Source organism: Pseudomonas sp. BN415 (genome assembly GCF_029871195.1).
GTDB classification, from domain to species: domain Bacteria; phylum Pseudomonadota; class Gammaproteobacteria; order Pseudomonadales; family Pseudomonadaceae; genus Metapseudomonas; species Metapseudomonas resinovorans.
Map to the genome: position 1 here is coordinate 60,952 of NZ_SSOK01000009.1, position 16,966 is coordinate 77,917.

General features: G+C 64.7%; 13 protein-coding genes. 7 read left to right on the forward strand and 6 right to left on the reverse strand.

Translation table 11 applies throughout. From position 1 onward, the window contains the following. Window positions 1-149: 149 nt before the first annotated feature. The 5 genes from E8F20_RS01985 (at window position 150) to E8F20_RS02005 (ending at window position 7,456) form a co-directional block, all read left to right on the forward strand. Window positions 150-1,292 carry an efflux RND transporter periplasmic adaptor subunit gene (locus E8F20_RS01985; protein ID WP_280282204.1) on the forward strand — a complete coding sequence of 381 codons (1,143 nt, stop codon included), beginning with the start codon at window positions 150-152 and terminating at the stop codon, window positions 1,290-1,292. Window positions 1,293-1,303: 11 nt separating this feature from the next. Next, a complete protein-coding gene (locus E8F20_RS01990; protein WP_280282205.1) occupies window positions 1,304-4,438 on the forward strand; it encodes an efflux RND transporter permease subunit in 3,135 nt (1,044 codons plus the stop codon). Then, window positions 4,435-5,865, forward strand: coding sequence for an AdeC/AdeK/OprM family multidrug efflux complex outer membrane factor (gene adeC / locus E8F20_RS01995; protein WP_280282206.1), 1,431 nt, complete (start codon window positions 4,435-4,437; stop codon window positions 5,863-5,865). The genes E8F20_RS01990 and adeC overlap by 4 nt, the downstream gene beginning before the upstream one ends. A gap of 292 nt (window positions 5,866-6,157) precedes the next feature. Then, window positions 6,158-6,457: a hypothetical protein gene (locus tag E8F20_RS02000; RefSeq protein ID WP_280282207.1), complete on the forward strand. Its 300-nt coding sequence runs from the start codon at window positions 6,158-6,160 to the stop codon at window positions 6,455-6,457. A 300-nt stretch (window positions 6,458-6,757) separates the two neighbouring features. Beyond that, a complete protein-coding gene (locus E8F20_RS02005) occupies window positions 6,758-7,456 on the forward strand; it encodes a transglutaminase-like cysteine peptidase (protein WP_280282208.1) in 699 nt (232 codons plus the stop codon). A gap of 38 nt (window positions 7,457-7,494) precedes the next feature. Here E8F20_RS02005 and E8F20_RS02010 read toward each other — a convergent pair whose 3' ends face one another. The 6 genes from E8F20_RS02010 to E8F20_RS02035 all read right to left on the reverse strand — a co-directional run bounded on the left by E8F20_RS02010 (window position 7,495) and on the right by E8F20_RS02035 (window position 14,231). After that, window positions 7,495-9,069, reverse strand: a complete 1,575-nt coding sequence (locus tag E8F20_RS02010; RefSeq protein WP_280282209.1) for a FadD3 family acyl-CoA ligase — start codon at window positions 9,067-9,069, stop codon at window positions 7,495-7,497. 64 nt (window positions 9,070-9,133) lie between these two features. Further along, window positions 9,134-9,907, reverse strand: a complete 774-nt coding sequence (locus tag E8F20_RS02015; RefSeq protein WP_280282210.1) for an SDR family oxidoreductase — start codon at window positions 9,905-9,907, stop codon at window positions 9,134-9,136. 304 nt (window positions 9,908-10,211) lie between these two features. Then, window positions 10,212-11,270: a 2Fe-2S iron-sulfur cluster-binding protein gene (locus E8F20_RS02020; protein ID WP_280282211.1), complete on the reverse strand. Its 1,059-nt coding sequence runs from the start codon at window positions 11,268-11,270 to the stop codon at window positions 10,212-10,214. Between the two features lie 13 nt (window positions 11,271-11,283). Next, the gene (locus E8F20_RS02025) at window positions 11,284-12,042 is read right to left on the reverse strand and encodes a glucose 1-dehydrogenase (RefSeq protein WP_280282212.1); all 759 of its coding nucleotides are present in this window, start codon (window positions 12,040-12,042) and stop codon (window positions 11,284-11,286) included. Then, window positions 12,039-13,715 carry an FAD-binding protein gene (locus tag E8F20_RS02030; RefSeq protein ID WP_280282213.1) on the reverse strand — a complete coding sequence of 559 codons (1,677 nt, stop codon included), beginning with the start codon at window positions 13,713-13,715 and terminating at the stop codon, window positions 12,039-12,041. Before E8F20_RS02030 ends, E8F20_RS02025 begins: the two co-directional genes overlap by 4 nt. A 9-nt stretch (window positions 13,716-13,724) precedes the next feature. Then, window positions 13,725-14,231 (reverse strand): flavin reductase family protein, encoded by a 507-nt coding sequence (locus E8F20_RS02035; RefSeq protein ID WP_280282214.1) that lies wholly within the window; start codon window positions 14,229-14,231, stop codon window positions 13,725-13,727. A gap of 183 nt (window positions 14,232-14,414) precedes the next feature. Between E8F20_RS02035 and E8F20_RS02040 the strand changes: the two genes are divergently transcribed. Both E8F20_RS02040 and E8F20_RS02045 read left to right on the forward strand, forming a co-directional pair. Continuing rightward, the gene (locus E8F20_RS02040; RefSeq protein ID WP_280282215.1) at window positions 14,415-15,599 is read left to right on the forward strand and encodes a flavin-dependent monooxygenase; all 1,185 of its coding nucleotides are present in this window, start codon (window positions 14,415-14,417) and stop codon (window positions 15,597-15,599) included. Window positions 15,600-15,813: 214 nt separating this feature from the next. Further along, window positions 15,814-16,947: an LLM class flavin-dependent oxidoreductase gene (locus tag E8F20_RS02045; protein WP_280282216.1), complete on the forward strand. Its 1,134-nt coding sequence runs from the start codon at window positions 15,814-15,816 to the stop codon at window positions 16,945-16,947. Window positions 16,948-16,966: the final 19 nt, after the last annotated feature.

Consider the following 16,966-nt stretch of genomic DNA (forward strand, 5'->3'; position numbering starts at 1 on the left):
AAATACTTTCTGACACCGTCCCTGGAAGATTCGATTTACAAACATTCACGCATGTAAGTATATTCGCACTCCTCTGTAAGAATCCAGAACCCGCTTTGCGTCCGGCCCTCCCCCAGGGCCGCATCCCAGAAACAATGAGGTCCCTTCAGATGCCCATGAAGCCAGCCTTTGCCGCCTTGGTTTCCGCCATCGCTCTGGCCACACTCGCCCTGACCGGCTGCCAGGAAGCCTCGGCTCCCCCGCCCGCCCAGACGCCCAAGGTTGGCGTCGTCACCCTCCAGCCCCAGAGCTTCACCCTGACCACCGAACTCCCTGGCCGCACCGCAGCATTCCGCATTGCTGAAGTGCGTCCGCAGGTGGACGGCATCATCCAGAAGCGCCTGTTCGCCGAAGGCAGCGAGGTCAAGGCCGGGCAGCAGCTCTACCAAATCGACCCGTCCGTCTACTCCGCCACTTTCAAAAGCGCCCAGGCCAGCCTGGCGTCGGCGCAATCCCTGGCGGATCGCTACAAGGATCTGGTCAGCGACCAGGCCGTGAGCAAGCAGGCCTACGATGAATCCCACGCTGCCCGCCTGCAGGCCGAGGCCGCACTGGAGAAAGCGAAGATCGACCTGCGCTATACCAAGGTGCTGGCACCGATATCCGGACGCGTCGGCCGCTCGACAGTCACCGAAGGTGCCCTGGTGAATAACGGCCAGACACTGGCCATGGCCACCATCCAGCAACTCGACCCGATCTACGTTGACGTCACCCAGTCCACCAAGGACCTCCTGCGCCTACGGCGGGAGATGGCTGAAGGTCAGCTGGAGAAGGCCGGAGGCAATGGCGCAAAGGTTTCATTGCTGCTCGAAGACGGCAGCGAGTACCCGCACAAAGGCAGCCTGGAGTTCTCCGAAGTCTCGGTGGACGAAGGCACCGGTTCGGTGACCCTGCGCGCGGTCTTCCCCAACCCGGAACACACCCTGCTACCCGGCATGTTCGTCCACGCCCGCCTGAGTTCGGCGGTGAAGCAGCAAGCCATCCTTGCGCCGCAGCAAGGCGTGACCCGCGACCTCAAGGGCCAAGCCACCGCGCTGGTGGTGAACGCCGAGAACAAGGTCGAACTGCGCCAACTGAAAGCTGAACGCGCCGTCGGCGACCGCTGGTTGGTCAGCGAAGGCCTGAACCCGGGCGACCGCCTGATCACCGAAGGCCTGCAGTTCGTGCGCCCGGGCGTCGAAGTGAATGCCGCGCCGGCGACCAATGTGGCTGCCCAGCAGCCCTCGGGTGACAACCTGGCCAAGAGCCACTGAGGAGCCCTTAGATGTCGAGATTCTTCATCGATCGCCCGATCTTCGCCTGGGTGATCGCGCTGGTGATCATGCTCGCCGGCGCCCTGTCGATCCTCAAGTTGCCGATCAACCAGTACCCCAGCATCGCCGCACCTGCAGTGGGCATCCAGGTCAGCTACCCCGGTGCCTCGGCGCAGACGGTGCAGGACACCGTGGTGCAGATCATCGAGCAGCAGCTCAATGGCATCGACGGCTTGCGCTACATCTCGTCGGAGAGCAACTCCGACGGCAGCATGAGCATCACCGCCACCTTCGAGCAGGGCACCAACCCTGACATCGCCCAGGTGCAGGTACAGAACAAGCTCCAGCTGGCCACCCCGCTGCTGCCGCAAGAAGTGCAGCAACAGGGTATCCGCGTGACCAAGGCAGTGAAGAACTTCCTACTGGTCATCGGCGTCGTCTCCGAAGACGGCAGCATGGACAAGAACGACCTGGCCAACTACATCGTCTCCAACATCCAGGACCCAATCTCACGGACCAAGGGAGTGGGTGACTTCCAGGTGTTCGGTGCCCAGTACGCCATGCGCATCTGGCTGGACCCCGCGCGCCTGAACAACTACCAGTTGACCCCGGTGGACGTGAAGACCGCCATCCAGGCGCAAAACGTGCAGATCTCCTCCGGCCAATTGGGCGGCCTGCCCGCCTCCCCCGGGACCCAGCTGAACGCCACCATCATCGGCAAGACCCGCCTGCAGACTCCCGAGCAGTTCGGCAACATCCTGCTGAAGGTGAACCGCGACGGCTCCCAGGTGCGCCTGCAGGACGTGGCGAAGATCGAGCTGGGCGGAGAGAACTACAGCATCAGCGCCCAGTTCAACGGCAAGCCCGCCTCCGGCATGGCCATCAAACTGGCCACCGGCGCCAACGCCCTGGATACCGCCAAGGCGATCCGCGCCACCATCAAGGAGCTGGAACCCTTCTTCCCCGCCGGGATGAAAGTGGTCTTCCCCTATGACACCACCCCGGTGGTTTCCGCCTCCATCGAAGGCGTTATCCACACCCTGGGCGAAGCCATCGTCCTGGTGTTCCTGGTGATGTTCCTGTTCCTGCAGAATTTCCGCGCCACCATCATCCCGACCCTCGCCGTGCCCGTGGTGCTGCTGGGCACCTTCGGCGTGCTGGCGATGTTCGGTTTCACTATCAACACCCTGACGATGTTCGCCATGGTGCTCGCCATCGGCTTGCTGGTGGACGATGCGATCGTGGTGGTGGAAAACGTCGAACGGGTGATGGCCGAGGAAGGCCTGTCGCCGCTGGAGGCCACCCGCAAATCCATGGGCCAGATCCAGGGCGCACTGGTGGGCATTGCCCTGGTGCTCTCGGCCGTGTTCTTGCCAATGGCCTTCTTCGGCGGCTCTACCGGCGTGATCTACCGGCAGTTCTCCATCACCATCGTCTCGGCCATGGCCCTGTCGGTGCTGGTGGCGCTGATCTTCACCCCGGCCCTGTGCGCTACCCTGCTCAAGCCCATCGCCAAGGGCCACGTTGAGAAACGCGGCTTCTTCGGCTGGTTCAACCGCAGCTTCGACCGCAGCGTGCAGAGCTACGAGCGTGGCGTGCGTGGCATCCTCAAGCGCAAGGCGCCCTACCTGCTGCTCTACGTGGTGATCCTCATCGCCATGGGCTGGCTGTTCACCCGCATTCCCACCGCCTTCCTCCCCGAAGAGGACCAGGGCGTGCTCTTCGCCCAGGTGCAGACGCCGTCCGGCGCCAGCGCCGAGCGTACCCAGGTGGTCGTGGACCAGATGCGCGAGTACCTGCTGGAAAATGAGAAGGACACCGTGAAATCCGTGTTCACCGTGACCGGGTTCAACTTCGCCGGGCGCGGCCAGAGCTCGGGCATGGCCTTCATCATGCTCAAGCCCTGGGAAGAGCGCACCGCCGAAGGCCAGAGCGTGTTCGACCTGGCCCAGCGCGCCCAGCAGCACTTCTTCAGTTTCCGCGATGCGATGGTCTTCGCCTTCGCCCCGCCGGCAGTGATGGAACTGGGTAACGCCACCGGCTTCAACTTCTTCCTGCAGGACCGTGCAGGTGTCGGCCATGAAGCGCTGAACGCCGCCCGTGACCAGTTCCTCGAACTGGCGGCAAAGAACCCGGTACTTAACCGCGTGCGCGCCAACGGCCTGCGCGATGAGCCCCAGTACCAGTTGCTGATCGACGACGAGAAGGCCCGTGCCCACGGCATCTCCCTGTCCGACATCAACAACACCGTGTCCATTGCCTGGGGCGCCAGCTACGTCAACGACTTCATCGACCGTGGCCGGGTGAAGAAGGTCTACCTGCAGGGTGAACCCGAAGCCCGAATGAATCCGGAAGACCTGAACAAGTGGTTCGTACGCAACGATCAGGGCCAGATGGTGCCGTTCAGTGCCTTCGCCAGCGGCGAATGGACCTACGGCGCGCCCAAGCTGGCCCGCTACAACGGCGTACCGGCAGTGGAGATCCTCGGCGAGGCGGCTCCGGGCCACAGCTCGGGTGAAGCCATGGCTGCGGTGGAAGAAATCGCCAAGCAGCTGCCAGCCGGCGTCGGCTACTCCTGGACCGGCCTCTCCTACGAGGAACGCCTGTCCGGTTCCCAGGCCCCGGCCCTCTACGCGCTGTCGCTGCTGGTGGTATTCCTCTGCCTTGCGGCGCTGTACGAGAGCTGGTCGATCCCGTTCTCGGTGATGCTGGTGGTTCCGCTCGGCGTCATCGGTGCGCTGATGTTCACCAGCATGCGCGGCTTGTCCAACGACGTGTTCTTCCAGGTCGGCCTGCTCACCACCATTGGCCTCTCGGCGAAAAACGCGATCCTCATCGTCGAGTTCGCCAAGGAGCTGCACGAACAGGGCAAGAGCCTGTTCGACGCCGCCGTGGAAGCCTGCCGCATGCGCCTGCGCCCGATCATCATGACCTCGCTGGCGTTCATCCTCGGCGTGGTGCCCCTGGCCATCTCCAACGGAGCCGGCTCCGGCAGCCAGCACGCCATTGGTACCGGCGTGATCGGCGGCATGCTCACCGCCACCGTCCTGGCCATCTTCTGGGTGCCGCTGTTCTACGTGCTGGTCTGCTCGCTGTTCAAGGACAAGGCGAGCAAGGCCGCGATCAAGAAGGAGGCCCTGCAGTGAGGCATTCCCTGATTTCCCTGGCCATCGCCGCGACCCTGCTCGGTGGCTGTTCCATGATCCCCGATTACCTGCGCCCGGAAGCGCCCGTGGACAACGCCTGGCCCCAGGGCGAGGCGTACACCCAAGGCGAGGCCCAGGTGAGCACTGCCGCCGCCGACCTCGACTGGAACGAGTTCTTCCAGGACCCGGCGTTGCGCCAACTGGTGCAGCTCGCCCTGGACAACAACCGAGACCTGCGCACCGCCGCGCTGAACGTCGAGGCCTATCGTGCGCTCTACCGCATTCAGCGTTCCGAGCTGTTCCCCAGCATCTCGGCTGACGGCGGCGGCACCCGCCAGCGTCTCCCCGGCTCTCTGAGCGAAAGTGGCCAGGCCACCACCAACGGCCAGTACAGCGCCACCCTCGGCACCAGCGCCTGGGAGCTGGACTTCTTCGGCCGCCTGCGCAGCCTTAACGAACAGTCCCTGGAACAGTATTTCGCCACAGAGCAAGCCCGCCGCAGCACCCAGATCAGCATAGTGGCCTCGGTGGCCACCGCCTATCTCGACTGGCAAGCCGACCAGGCCCTGCTGCAACTGACTCGGGACACCCTCAAGACCTACCAGGAAAGCTACGCCCTTACCCAGCGCAGCTTCGACGTAGGGGTTGCCGACGCCCTGGCCCTGAGCCAGGCGCGAACCGCCGTGGAAAGTGCGCAGGTCAGCCTCGCGCAGTACACCCGCCTGGTGGCCCAGGACCGCAATGCCCTGGCGCAACTGGTGGGCACCGGCATTCCGGCGGATCTGCCCAAGGGCCTGGCGCTGGACGCGGACCTGCTCGCCGAAGTACCGCCGGGCCTGCCGTCCGACTTGCTGCAGCGTCGGCCGGACGTGGCCCAGGCGGAACACCAGCTGAAGGCAGCCAACGCCAATATCGGCGCGGCGCGCGCGGCCTTCTTTCCCAGCGTCAGCCTGACCGCCAACGCCGGCAGCATGAGCAACGAGCTCTCCGGGCTGTTCGACGCCGGCTCCGGCAGCTGGCTATTCCAGCCGAGCATCAGCCTGCCGATCTTCAACGCCGGCCGCCTGAAGGCAAACCTCGACTACACCGAGCTGCAGAAAGACATCCAGGTGGCGCAATACGAGAAGGCCATCCAGGTCGCCTTCCAGGAAGTTTCCGACGGCCTCGCGGCGCGCACGACCTACCAACAGCAGCTCGGCGCCCAGCGCGCCCTGGTGAAAACCACCGAGGAGTACTACCGCCTCGCTGAGCGCCGCTACCGCACCGGCGTCGACAGCTACCTGACCCTGCTGGACGCCCAGCGCCAGCTGTTCAGCGCCCGCCAGCAACTGATCGGTGACCGCCTCAACCAGCTCGCCAGCGAAGTGAACCTGTACAAGGCCCTCGGCGGCTGGAAAGAACAGGGAGCAAGCTCCCCGAACGCTTGATCCGCGACTCCCCTATCCTCACGGACGAGGAATCCACGCGGCGCCCCCTCCATGCTTGGCGGGGGCGTATTTTTTCCGCCCATCGCAGCCTGCCGCTACCACCCCGACGCCCTGCAACAGGGCACCCAAAACGGGCATGAAATTCGGAAAACTCCATGCCATTCATTGGCTTGCCTATGCCCGTCGGTCCATTTCCTTGCCATCGGTCAGGCCACCGCCACGGGCTGTAACAAAGGACGATCCTGTTCATCCAACTCGTGGGGAGGCGAGTGGGCAACAAGAGGAAACGACGATGAAATCGACATTCAGCACGACCACCCTCAGCGGCCTGTTTTTGGCCCTGGTGGTGACAACGGGACCGGGTACGGTCCTCGCGGAGAATGGAAGCGACCGCCTGGACGAGTACCGGGTACGCAACCAGCAACTGCTGCAGATGAGGGAGGACTCCAGCGAGAGTTTTACCCGGATGGTCGAGGAACAGCCGACCGCGGCTGGCCAATCTTATGAGGATGAAGGCATGCGCTTCGATGGGCGACAAAAGCCGAAGTATCAGTCGTTGATCCACCAACAGAGGGTCGAATTCGGGAAATAGCCCCGTAATGACCGCCCGTCGGGTGCGCGTCCAAAACCTACGCGCCCGCCGGGCAGACAGTTAGCGAAGTTTCCGACAACCGGCCAGAACCGCCGGACCTCGCCCCAGAGCCATTGAGCCGCTCCCGGGACTCCGGCACCTCTGCCGTGCGTCTCCTGCTGCTTGCAGCGCCACATGTACTGATCCTAGTGTTCCCACATCCTCGAACCGGCGGAGGTATTTCCTCTGCCGGTGATTCGCTCAACGGATTGATCCACCGCAGAACCCGGCTCCGGCCGCTTTCCCTGGAGAGTCAACCCGTTGCAGAAGCCCGTCACACGCCGCTTCGGCGTACCCCTTTCCTGGCAATTGCTGGCATTCGCCCTTTTCAGCGGCAGCCTGCTGATCGGCACTGGCGATGCCAACGCCGCCTGGAGCGTCGATCCGGTGCTGCGCAAGGCGGAAAAACGCTATGGCCGCAGCGGACCGGCCAAAGACCGTCTGCAGGCCTGGCACGACCTGCTGGAAAGCGGTCGTCGATTGACCGAACGGCAACAGCTGCAGGCGGTCAACCGCGAAATCAACCGCCAAGTACGCTTCAGCGACGACACTGCACTCTGGCAGCGCCGCGACTACTGGGCCACTCCCGTGGAAACCCTGGCCAAGGGCGCCGGTGACTGCGAGGACTTCGCCCTCGCCAAGTACTTCACCCTGCTGCAGCTGGGCGTCGCCCCGGACAAGCTGCGCATCACCTACGCACGCGCGCTGGAGCTGAACCAGGCGCATATGGTCGTGACCTACTACGAAACCCCTGATGCCGAGCCCCTGGTGCTGGACAACCTGGTCGACGACATCCTCCCCGCCTCCCGCCGCAGAGACCTGGCCTTGCGTTACGCCTTCGACACCCTGGGCCTCTACGCGGTGAATGGGCGGGTGTTCAAACGCGTCGGCAGCACCACCGAACTGCCGTTCTGGCAAGGCCTGCTGGCGCGAATGGAGAAGGAAGGTTTCACACTCTGAGTCGTGTGGCCTCGGCATCCTTCCTGGTCAGGACGAACTCAACTGACTTCCACCATCCTGCGTAACGCATCCTTGGTGACCTTGCCCGCCGCGTTCAGCGGCATGGCCTCCACCACCTGCGCGCGGCGCGGCACCTTGTAGTTGGCCATCTGCTCGCGGCACCAGGCGAGGAAGTCACAGGTATCCACGTGCTGCCCGGCAGCCGGCAGCAGGAAGGCCATGGACACTTCCCCCAGGCGTTCGTCGGGGATACCGATCACCGCTGCCTGGGCGATGCCCGGATAGCGCAGGATGACCTGCTCGATCTCCGCCGGGTAAACATTGAAGCCACCTGTGATGAACATGTCCTTGATGCGGTCGGTGATCCGCAGGTAACCATCCTCATCCAGTACCCCGATATCCCCGGTGTGCAGCCAGCCCTCGGCATCGATGGTATCGGCCGTCGCCTCCGGGTCGTTGAAGTAGCCCTGCATCAGGTTGTAGCCCCGTACCAGCAATTCCCCCGGTTGGCCCGGCGGCACCGGCTGGCCGGCGCCGTCCACGCAGCGCACTTCCACATCCGGAAAGGCACGGCCCGAGGTGGTCGCCACCCGTTCCGCCGAGTCTCCCGGCCGGCAGATCGTGACGAAACCACAGGCTTCGGTCAGGCCATAGGCGGTGACGATGGTTTCGAAACCCAGCTCGCGCCCCATGCGCCGCACCATCTCCACCGGTACCGAGGCAGCTCCGGTCACCGCTACCCGCAGGCTGGACAGGTCATATCGCTCACGCTCCGGGAAAGCCAGGATCGATTGGTACAACGTCGGCGGGCCGGGCAGTACGCTGACCCGCTCGCGAGCGATGCGCTCCAACATTGCCGGCACGTCGAACACTTGCTGCGGCAGGATGCAGCAGCCACGCATCAACGCCGCCAGCCAGCCGGCCTTGTAGCCGAAGCTGTGGAAGAACGGATTCACGATCAGGTAGCGATCACCAGGACGCAAACCGACCATCGCGCTCCAGTCACGGACGATACGCAGGTTCTGGCCATGCCCCGTCATCACGCCCTTGGGTTTGCCGGTGGTACCTGAGGTGAACAGCAGGTCGGACAGGCTGTGCTGGCCAACCTGGCTTTCGCGCACCGCCAGTTCCGCCGGAGAAACCTCCTCGGCGAGCGCCATGAAGGCGTCCCAGCCCAGGCAACCCTCGGCCGTGCCACGCAGGCAGACCCGCGTTCGCAACGCCGGCATTGCCTCACCGGCCAGCAATGCCGGGTAGTCCGTGCCGAGGAACTCTCCGATCACGAACAGCAGACTGGCGCCGCTCTCGCGCAGGATGAAGCTCGCCTCCGCGCCCTTCATCCGCGTGTTCAGCGGCACCAGTACCGCCCCCACGCTCTGCAGGGCGATGGCGGCGACTATCCATTCGTGGATGTTCGGGGCCCAGATCGCCACGCGCTCACCGGACTGCACCTCCAGCGCCAACAAGGCACGCGCGGCCTGACAGCGCAGCTGGTCAAGCCGGTGATAGCTGATGCGGGTGCTGTCGTCCTCGATGGCCATGGACTCGCCGTAGCGCGTTGCAGCAGCGTCGAGCAGTTCAGGAATGGTCAGGGCGCTTTCCAGGTTTGGCATGGGCTTTTCTCGGGCGCGACGGGACAGCGGCCGGGTAACCCCGGCCGTGGTGAAGGCAAAGAAATCAGGCTTGTGGCGGTGCGAAGCGGCGACCGGCGGAGAAGCCGCCGTCGACGCCGATCATCTGCCCGCTGACGAAGGAGGCATCGTCCGAGGCGAGGAACAGCGCGACATTGGCCACCTCCTCCGGACGCCCCGCGCGGCACAGCATGTGCTGGGACGCGAAGAAAGCGTGGAAGGCTTCCTGCTCCTTGACCATCTGGGTCATGGGGGTATCGATCAGTCCCGGGCAAAGGCCGTTGACACGGATGTTGGCATGGCCGTAGTCGATAGCCAGGGAACGGGTGAGCTGGCTGATGCCGCCCTTGGAGACGTTGTAGGCAGTGTTGTTGTCGCAGCCCTGCTCACCGAAGATCGAGCCGACGTTGACGATGGAGCCGCTCTTTTGCGCCAGCATCGGCACCAGGGCGTACTTGCTGGTGAGCATGCTGCCGGTCAGGTTGATATCCAGCACCCGCTGCCATTCACTGGTAGGCGCGCTGGTGATGTTGCCCTGGCTGGCGACTCCGGCGGCGTTGACCAACGCATCGATACGCCCGAAGCGGCGCACCACCTCTTCCATCACGGCTTGCACCCTCGACTCGTCCCGCACGTCCAGGGCCATGAACAGCGGCGCCGGGATCAATCCCTCCAGGCTTGCAGCAACATCCGCACGGGGCTCCCCCACGTCCAGTCCGACTACCTGCGCGCCCTCGGCAGCGAAGCGCCGGACGCAAGCCAGACCAATACCCGATGCGGCGCCAGTGATGACCGCGACCTTGCTAGACAGACGTGCCATGGGAAACCTCATTGCTTGTTCTTGGAATGGTTTTTTCAGCGAAGTCTACAGAAACCGGTCCGGTGGATGATCGTCCGTTGGGACTACACCCGCTGGGTGGGCTTCACACGGATCAATGTGGGGGGAGAACCTTCGGTCCGCATGGCGATTGAAATCGTCCCCACAAAGCCTCTCCCCCGGTTCAGACCCGGCAAGACTGACATCCCCCCAAAGGCCGCACCAATAAAAAACCCGGCCGAAGCCGGGTGTAAAGGCACAGACATACACGCTCAATACCACCCGCGAGGGCGGTAGCCTCCGGCTGTCACCCCGGAAACTTCAGTTTCAGCCGCGCACTGCCTGGGCGGCCCTGGCACGCCAGGGTCCAGCCTTCGGCCAGTTCGGCGGGGCTGAGAATATCGTTGCGGGAGAGCACCACCTCGCCCTCCTCCACCTTGCACATGCAGGCACCGCAGAAGCCCTCCTCGCAGGAATAGGGCGCATCGAGGCCGGCATTGCGCATGCTCTGCAACAGGGTCTCGCCGGGTTGAACGGTCACTGGGCTGAGTTGGCCATCCAGATCCACTAAAAGCTCCTCCACGGCCGCGCTGGCGGGTACCGGCATGGGCGCCTGCGCATCCGGGTCGGGCGGTGAGACGAAGCGTTCGACATGAATGCGCTCACGCGCTTCTCCTCGCGCCAACAACGCGCGCTCCACGGTATCCATGAACGGCCCCGGCCCACAGATGTAGAACTCCGCGCCCGCATGGCCGCGTACCAGTTGGTTCACCTCACCTTCGCTGAGAAAGCCCTGCACCGAGTCCAGCACATGCACCACTTCCAGCTGCTCCACGTGGGCCTTGGCCAGCGCCTTCAGTTCGTCGCGGAAGATCACCGAAGCCTCATCGCGATTGGCGTACACCAGCTTGATTCGACGCCGGGTGGTCTTCAGTGCCGACTTGAGGATGGAGAACACCGGGGTAATCCCCGAACCACCGCCGAACAGCACCAGGTCATGCTCGCCGGGGCGCAGGTGGAAATGCCCGGCCGGCGGCAGCACCTCCAGCAAGTCGCCGGGGCTCACCTGGTCGTTGAACCAGTTGGACACCCGGCCGCCTTCCACCCGCTTGATGGTGACCTTGGGCAAGGCATCGCAATCCGGCGAGCTGGACATGGAATAGCAACGCGTCAGCCGCTTGCCACCGAGCATCACGCGAAAGCCGAGATACTGCCCCGCCTTGTAGCGGAAGCGCTCTTCCAGCCCTGCGGGAATCCGCAGCACCAAAGAACGGCTGTCGTGGGTTTCGGCGATTACCTCCGCCACTTCCAGTTGGAAGGCGCCGGAGTGTTGGGGTTCGATCACAAGAGGCTGCGCGCTGCCCATGGCCATCTCCGCGTTACAGCAGGCCGCTGACGGTCTGCGCGTTGTCGATGCGCAGTTCACTGCCGTTGATGAAGCGCGACTCATCCGACGCCAGGAAGAGCACCAGATTGGCGATGTCGCGTGGGGCGCACATGCGATTCTTCGGGTTCTGGTCCAGCACGTCCTGCGGCACGTCCTGGAGACCGGTGAGGGGCTGGGTCATGGGGGTGTTGATGCCGTCTGGGTGCACGCTGTTGCAGCGGATGCGGTAACCCTGCTCCTTGCAGTGCAGCGCCACCGAGCGGGTCAGCGCTGCCACGGCTCCCTTGGAGGCGGAGTAGGCGCAGAAGGCCGGCATTCCGCCCAGCGCCGCCACCGAGGACATATTGATGATGGAACCGCCACCGCTATCTTTCATCGCGGCGATAGCGTGCTTGCAGCCGAGGAAATAGCCGTCACTGTTGACCCGCTGGATCTTTTGCCAGAGCTCCAGGCTGGTGTCTTCGATGCTGGCCAGGGCCAGAATGCCGGCGTTGTTCACCAGCACATCGAGACGGCCAAAGGTTTCCAGGGTGAGCCTGATGACGTTCTGCCAGTCGGCTTCGCTGGCAATATCCTGGCGAATAAACAGCGCGTTCTCGCCAATCTCAGCGGCAACCTGGCGACCGGCCTCATCATTGAGGTCGGTGAGCACCACCTTCGCCCCCTCACTGGCCAACAGCAGTGCATCCTCGCGCCCAGCCCCGCTGGCGGCGCCGGTGACAATGCAGACTTTGCCTTCGACTCGTTTCATTGTTGTTCTCCTTGGGAAGCTTTGGCAGCCCGAACCAGACCGGCCACGTGGGCGCCAACACGACGCCCCGAGTAAACGCAGTCAGCGAGGGACAGACCGGATACGTAGAAGTTGGAAGCAACGCCAACCGCGTTGCGGCCGGCACTGAACAGGCCAGAAACCGTCTGGCCGTCGCGGTCCAGCACCTGGCCGCTGCGCTCGCAAACAGCCAGGCCGCCCAGGGTGATCACCGGACAGGGATAGAGCGTGCTGGTGAAAGACAGATCCAGGGCATACCAGGGCCCCTCGTCCAGCGACGCGAGGAAGCCGCGCGACTTGCCCAAGGCATCCTCACGCAGGCCACGAGCGGCATCACCGTAGTCCGCCAGCGTCTGCTCCAAGGCTTCGCGGGGCAGACCGACCCGTGCAGCCAACTGGCCGACGCTGTTGCCGCGCTTGGCATTGAACAGCAGGTTGAGCAGGGCCGGCAGGCGCTGGAAGGACCAGACCTTGCCAGGGCCGATCTGCGCAAAAGCCTCGCGGAACAGCGCACGATTGATGATCAGGATCGCGCGGCCACCCTGCTCTTCCACCATGGCGTGCCCGAGCTTGGCGCCATAGACCTCTTCGTTGCAGTAGCGATACCCGGCGCCGTTGACGATCACCCCCTTGGCCCAGGCCAAGGGGGGATTGATAAAGCGCCAGGCGCTGACTTTTTCCATACGCTGCAGCGTACCGCCTGCACTGTGCCCCAAACGCATGCCGCTGCCGTTGCAGCCGCTGGTACCCAGCGGCAACCCACCGAGGTAGCGCGGCGCATGGACGGTGAGCATGGCGCGGTTGAACACGAATCCGCCGGCACTGAGCAGTACGCCGTGATGGGCACGGATCAGCCGGCGCTCCGCATGGGCCAGTTCAAGCCCTCGCACCTTGCGCCGCAGGCGTTCGGCCAAGGCCGGTGCATAGGGATGCAAGGCGTCAGTCCAGCGCGCCAGCCGTGCATGGCGTCGCGCGGCGCGGCTGCCCGCCGGAATTTCCCAGGCCTCGACACCGATAACCCGACCGGTGCCATCCAGCACCAGGCGACGTACCTCACACTGAGTGCGCAGACGCACTCCCTGGCGCAGGGCACTGGCCTTGAGCGGTGCGTACAGGTTGTAACCGGACATCCCGGAGCCCAGGGCACGGTGGCCACGCGGTGCAGGCCGGGCCGTGGCGGCATAACTCGGCACGGCTTCGTTGCCAGAGTAATAGAGGAAGTACTGATCGCTCGGGTAGGAGGTTTTCATCGGCGGCACGCTGCCCTGGAAGCCGGCGCCTTGCCGCTCCAGCCAGACCAGGTTGTCTCTACTGCGCTCGCAGAAGTCCTGCAGCGTCTCGGCGGACACCGCGTCGCCCACTTCCTGGCACAGGTAATCGAACATCGCCTCGGACGAATCCGTGACCCCTGCCTCGGCCTGCTGTGGCGTGCCGCCGCCGGCATAGACCACGCCGCCGCTGCGCGCCGTCGCGCCACCCCCGGCAAAGCGATCCAACGCCAGCACGGAAGCGCCCTGGTCGCGAGCCTCCAGAGCAGCGCAAACACCGGCGCCGCCAAAACCGACCACCAGCAGGTCGGCACTGTCATCCCAATTGAGCTGCGCAGCGTCAACCACCTGCAGCGGGTCTTCCGGGTTCTGCTCCATCACGGTCATGCGGCGCCCTCAGCAAGCAGCGGCCAGAGTCGGCGCGGTGGTGGTGTAGGTGCCGTCGAGGTAGACCAGCGGGCTGATCTCCACGCTGTTGTGGATCGCCACAATCCGGCCGATGAAGATGGTGTGGGTGCCGTAGCTGAACTTGCCGTCCTGCTGGCACAGAATCGCCGACTGGGCGTCGCCCAGGTAGGGAATGCCGCCTTCGCTGCTGCGCCAGTCGCCCCGCTGGAAGCGCGCCTCGCCCTTCACCGGGCCGCTGCACAGGTGCGACAGCTCCTCCTGCTCCAGCCCGAGGATGTTCACGCAGAAGTCCGCGCCGGCATCCAGCACCCCGTGCAACGACGCACTCTGGTTCACGCAGATCAGCAACGACGGCGGCTCGGTGGACAGCGAATCCACCGCCGTGGCGGACATCGCGAAGCGTTCCTGGCCGTTGCTGGTGGTGATGATGGTCACGGACTTGGCCAGACGACGCATCGCCTGGAGCATCGCGGCTTTCAGATCGGCCTGGCTCATCGCACTGCCCTCTTGTTGTGCTCAAGTGCTGCCGATTTTTCGCCAGCCCCGGCCGAGCAACATCGTCCGAGGGGACTAGTTGGATTGCCGGACATATGGTCCGTTTGAGGGATGCCCGCCCCCTTGCCCGTTGCTTGAATGCCCGGCGATAGGTGGAAAAGCCTTCAACCGGAGAACAACAACATGCTCGACCACGACCTGATCCGCCAACGCCTGAAACAACGCGCCCGTGAGCTGGTGCCGGTGCTGCGCGAGCGCGCACCGCTGGCCGCCAAGCACGGCCTGCTCCCCGCGGAGACGATTCGCGATTTCCAGGAGGCGGGCTTCTTCCGCATCCTCCAGCCAGCGCGCTGGGAGGGTTATGAGCTGGAGCCCGCTGACTTCTTCGAGGTGCAGATGACCCTCGCCGAAGGCTGCATGTCCTCGGCCTGGGTGCTCGGCGTGGTGGCGATCCACAACTGGCAGCTGGCGCTGTTCGACGACCGCGCCGCGCAGGAGGTCTGGGGCCAGGACTCGAGCGTGCTGATCTCCTCCTCCTACATGCCGGTGGGCAAGGTCACCCGTGTCGACGGCGGCTTCCGCCTCAGCGGCCGCTGGGGCTTCTCCTCCGGCAGCAAGCACTGCCAGTGGGCCTTCCTCGGCGCCATGGTGCCGCCGGAGAAGGACGGCGAGGCCCCGGACTACCGCACCTTCCTGGTGCCGCGTCACGACTACAGCATCCTCGACAACTGGGACGTGATGGGCCTGGAAGCCACCGGCTCCCACGACGTGCTGGTGGACGACGTGTTCGTGCCGGAGTACCGCACCCACCGCGCCCTCGACGGCTTCCTGCAGAACAGCCCGGGCAACGCGGTGAACACCGCGCCGCTGTTCCGCCTGCCATTCGGGCAGATCTTCGTGCGCGCCGTGTCGTCCTCCACCATCGGGGCGCTGCAGGGCGCCATCGACCTGTTCATCGACGCCAACAAGGGCCGCGTCGGCGTCAACGATGGCCGCAAGATCATCCAGGACCCCGGCGCGCAGACCGCCCTGGCCAAGGCCATGGTCACCGTGGACGAATGCCGCACCGTGCTGCTGCGCAACTTCGCGCTGATGACCCAGCGCGCCAGGGCCGGCGAGCCGTTGAGCATGGCGGAACGGGTGAAGATGCGCTACGACTCGGCCATCGTCCCGGACAAGTGCGCCCAGGCGGTGGAAGCGCTGATGTACAACAGCGGCGCTTCCACCATCTTCCGCCACCACGGCATCAACCGCGCCTTCCGCGATATCCACACCGGCCGCGCCCACGTGGCCAACTGCCCAGGCAAGTACGCGCTCAACCTGGGCGGCGTGGGGATGGGGCTGGACAGCACCGACTTCTTCCTCTGAGCCCTTGTCGAGGGGTTTCGCGCCGCTCTAGCCATCCTACGGACCTGGCGAAACCACCCCGCCACGACGCCCGCCCCGCGCGGGCGTCGTGCTGTGCAGCGGCGCAAGATGATTAGTCTGTTTGGAGGATTCAGGCGGTTTTTCGATCCCACACCATGCGCCCAACACCCGGCAATCCGGGTTGACCGAATCAAGAACAAGAAGGGCCACGCGCATGAAATTCTCCCTGATCTACGAGGCACAGACGATCGACAGCAGCCGCGAAGGCGACCGTCGCATCTTCGACGAAACCGTCGAGCAGGCCGTGCTCGCCGACCAGCTCGGCTTCGACACCTTCTGGTGCGTGGAGCACACCGCGCTGACCAACTACTCGCACATGTCGGCACCGGAAACCATGCTCGCCTTCGTCGCCGGCAAGACCGAACGCATCGGCATCGGCCACGGCGTGGTCTGCCTGCCGCCCGCCATGAACCACCCGGTGAAGGTCGCCGAGCGCATCGCCACCCTCGACCTGCTCTCCAAGGGCCGCGTGCACTTCGGCGTCGGCAAGGGCGGCACCCAGCAGGAAGCCGGCACCTTCGGCTACGACCTGGCCACCCTGCAGCCGCAGATCGACGAAGCCATGTACCTGATCCCGAAAATGTTCGTGCAGGACGAGATCGAGCATAACGGCGACTTCGTGAAGATCCCCAAGCGCCCGATCCATCCCAAGCCCTACCAGGACCCGCACCCGCCGATGTATCTGGCCTGCACCAACACCGAGTCGCTGAAGAACGCCGGCGGCCGCGGCATGGGCGCCCTGGTGCTGGGCTTCGGCGGCCCCGAGGAAATCGCCAAGAAGGTCGCCGTCTACCACCAGGCCTGGGACAACCGCGACGCGAACAACCAGGTCGGCTTCCGCCCCAACCGCCACATCGCCGCCCTCTGCCCGGCCATCGTCCTCGACGACAACGAGCAGGCCCGCCACATCGGCATCCGCGGCCAACGCTACTTCATGGAATCGCTGGCCTACTGGTACGCCGGCGGCGAACGCCCGGACCCGGAAAAGTGGAAGGACGACACCTTCATCGACGGCAACGGCCAGGCCGTGATCAAGTCGCGCTTCGCCTCCGAGGAAGTCACCGTGGACTTCTCCGACCCGACCATGGCGATGATGAACCCCAACCATGCCTACGGCACCGTCAAGGACTGCATCGGCTACGTGCAGCGCCTGATCGACGCCGGCGCCGACGAAATCCTCTTCATCTGCCAGATGGGCACCGTGCCCCAATGGGCACAGCTCGAAACCCTGAAGAACATCGGCGAACACGTGATTCCCTACTTCCGCAAACAGAACGGACTGACCTGAGCCGCGGAGTGAGGAATGC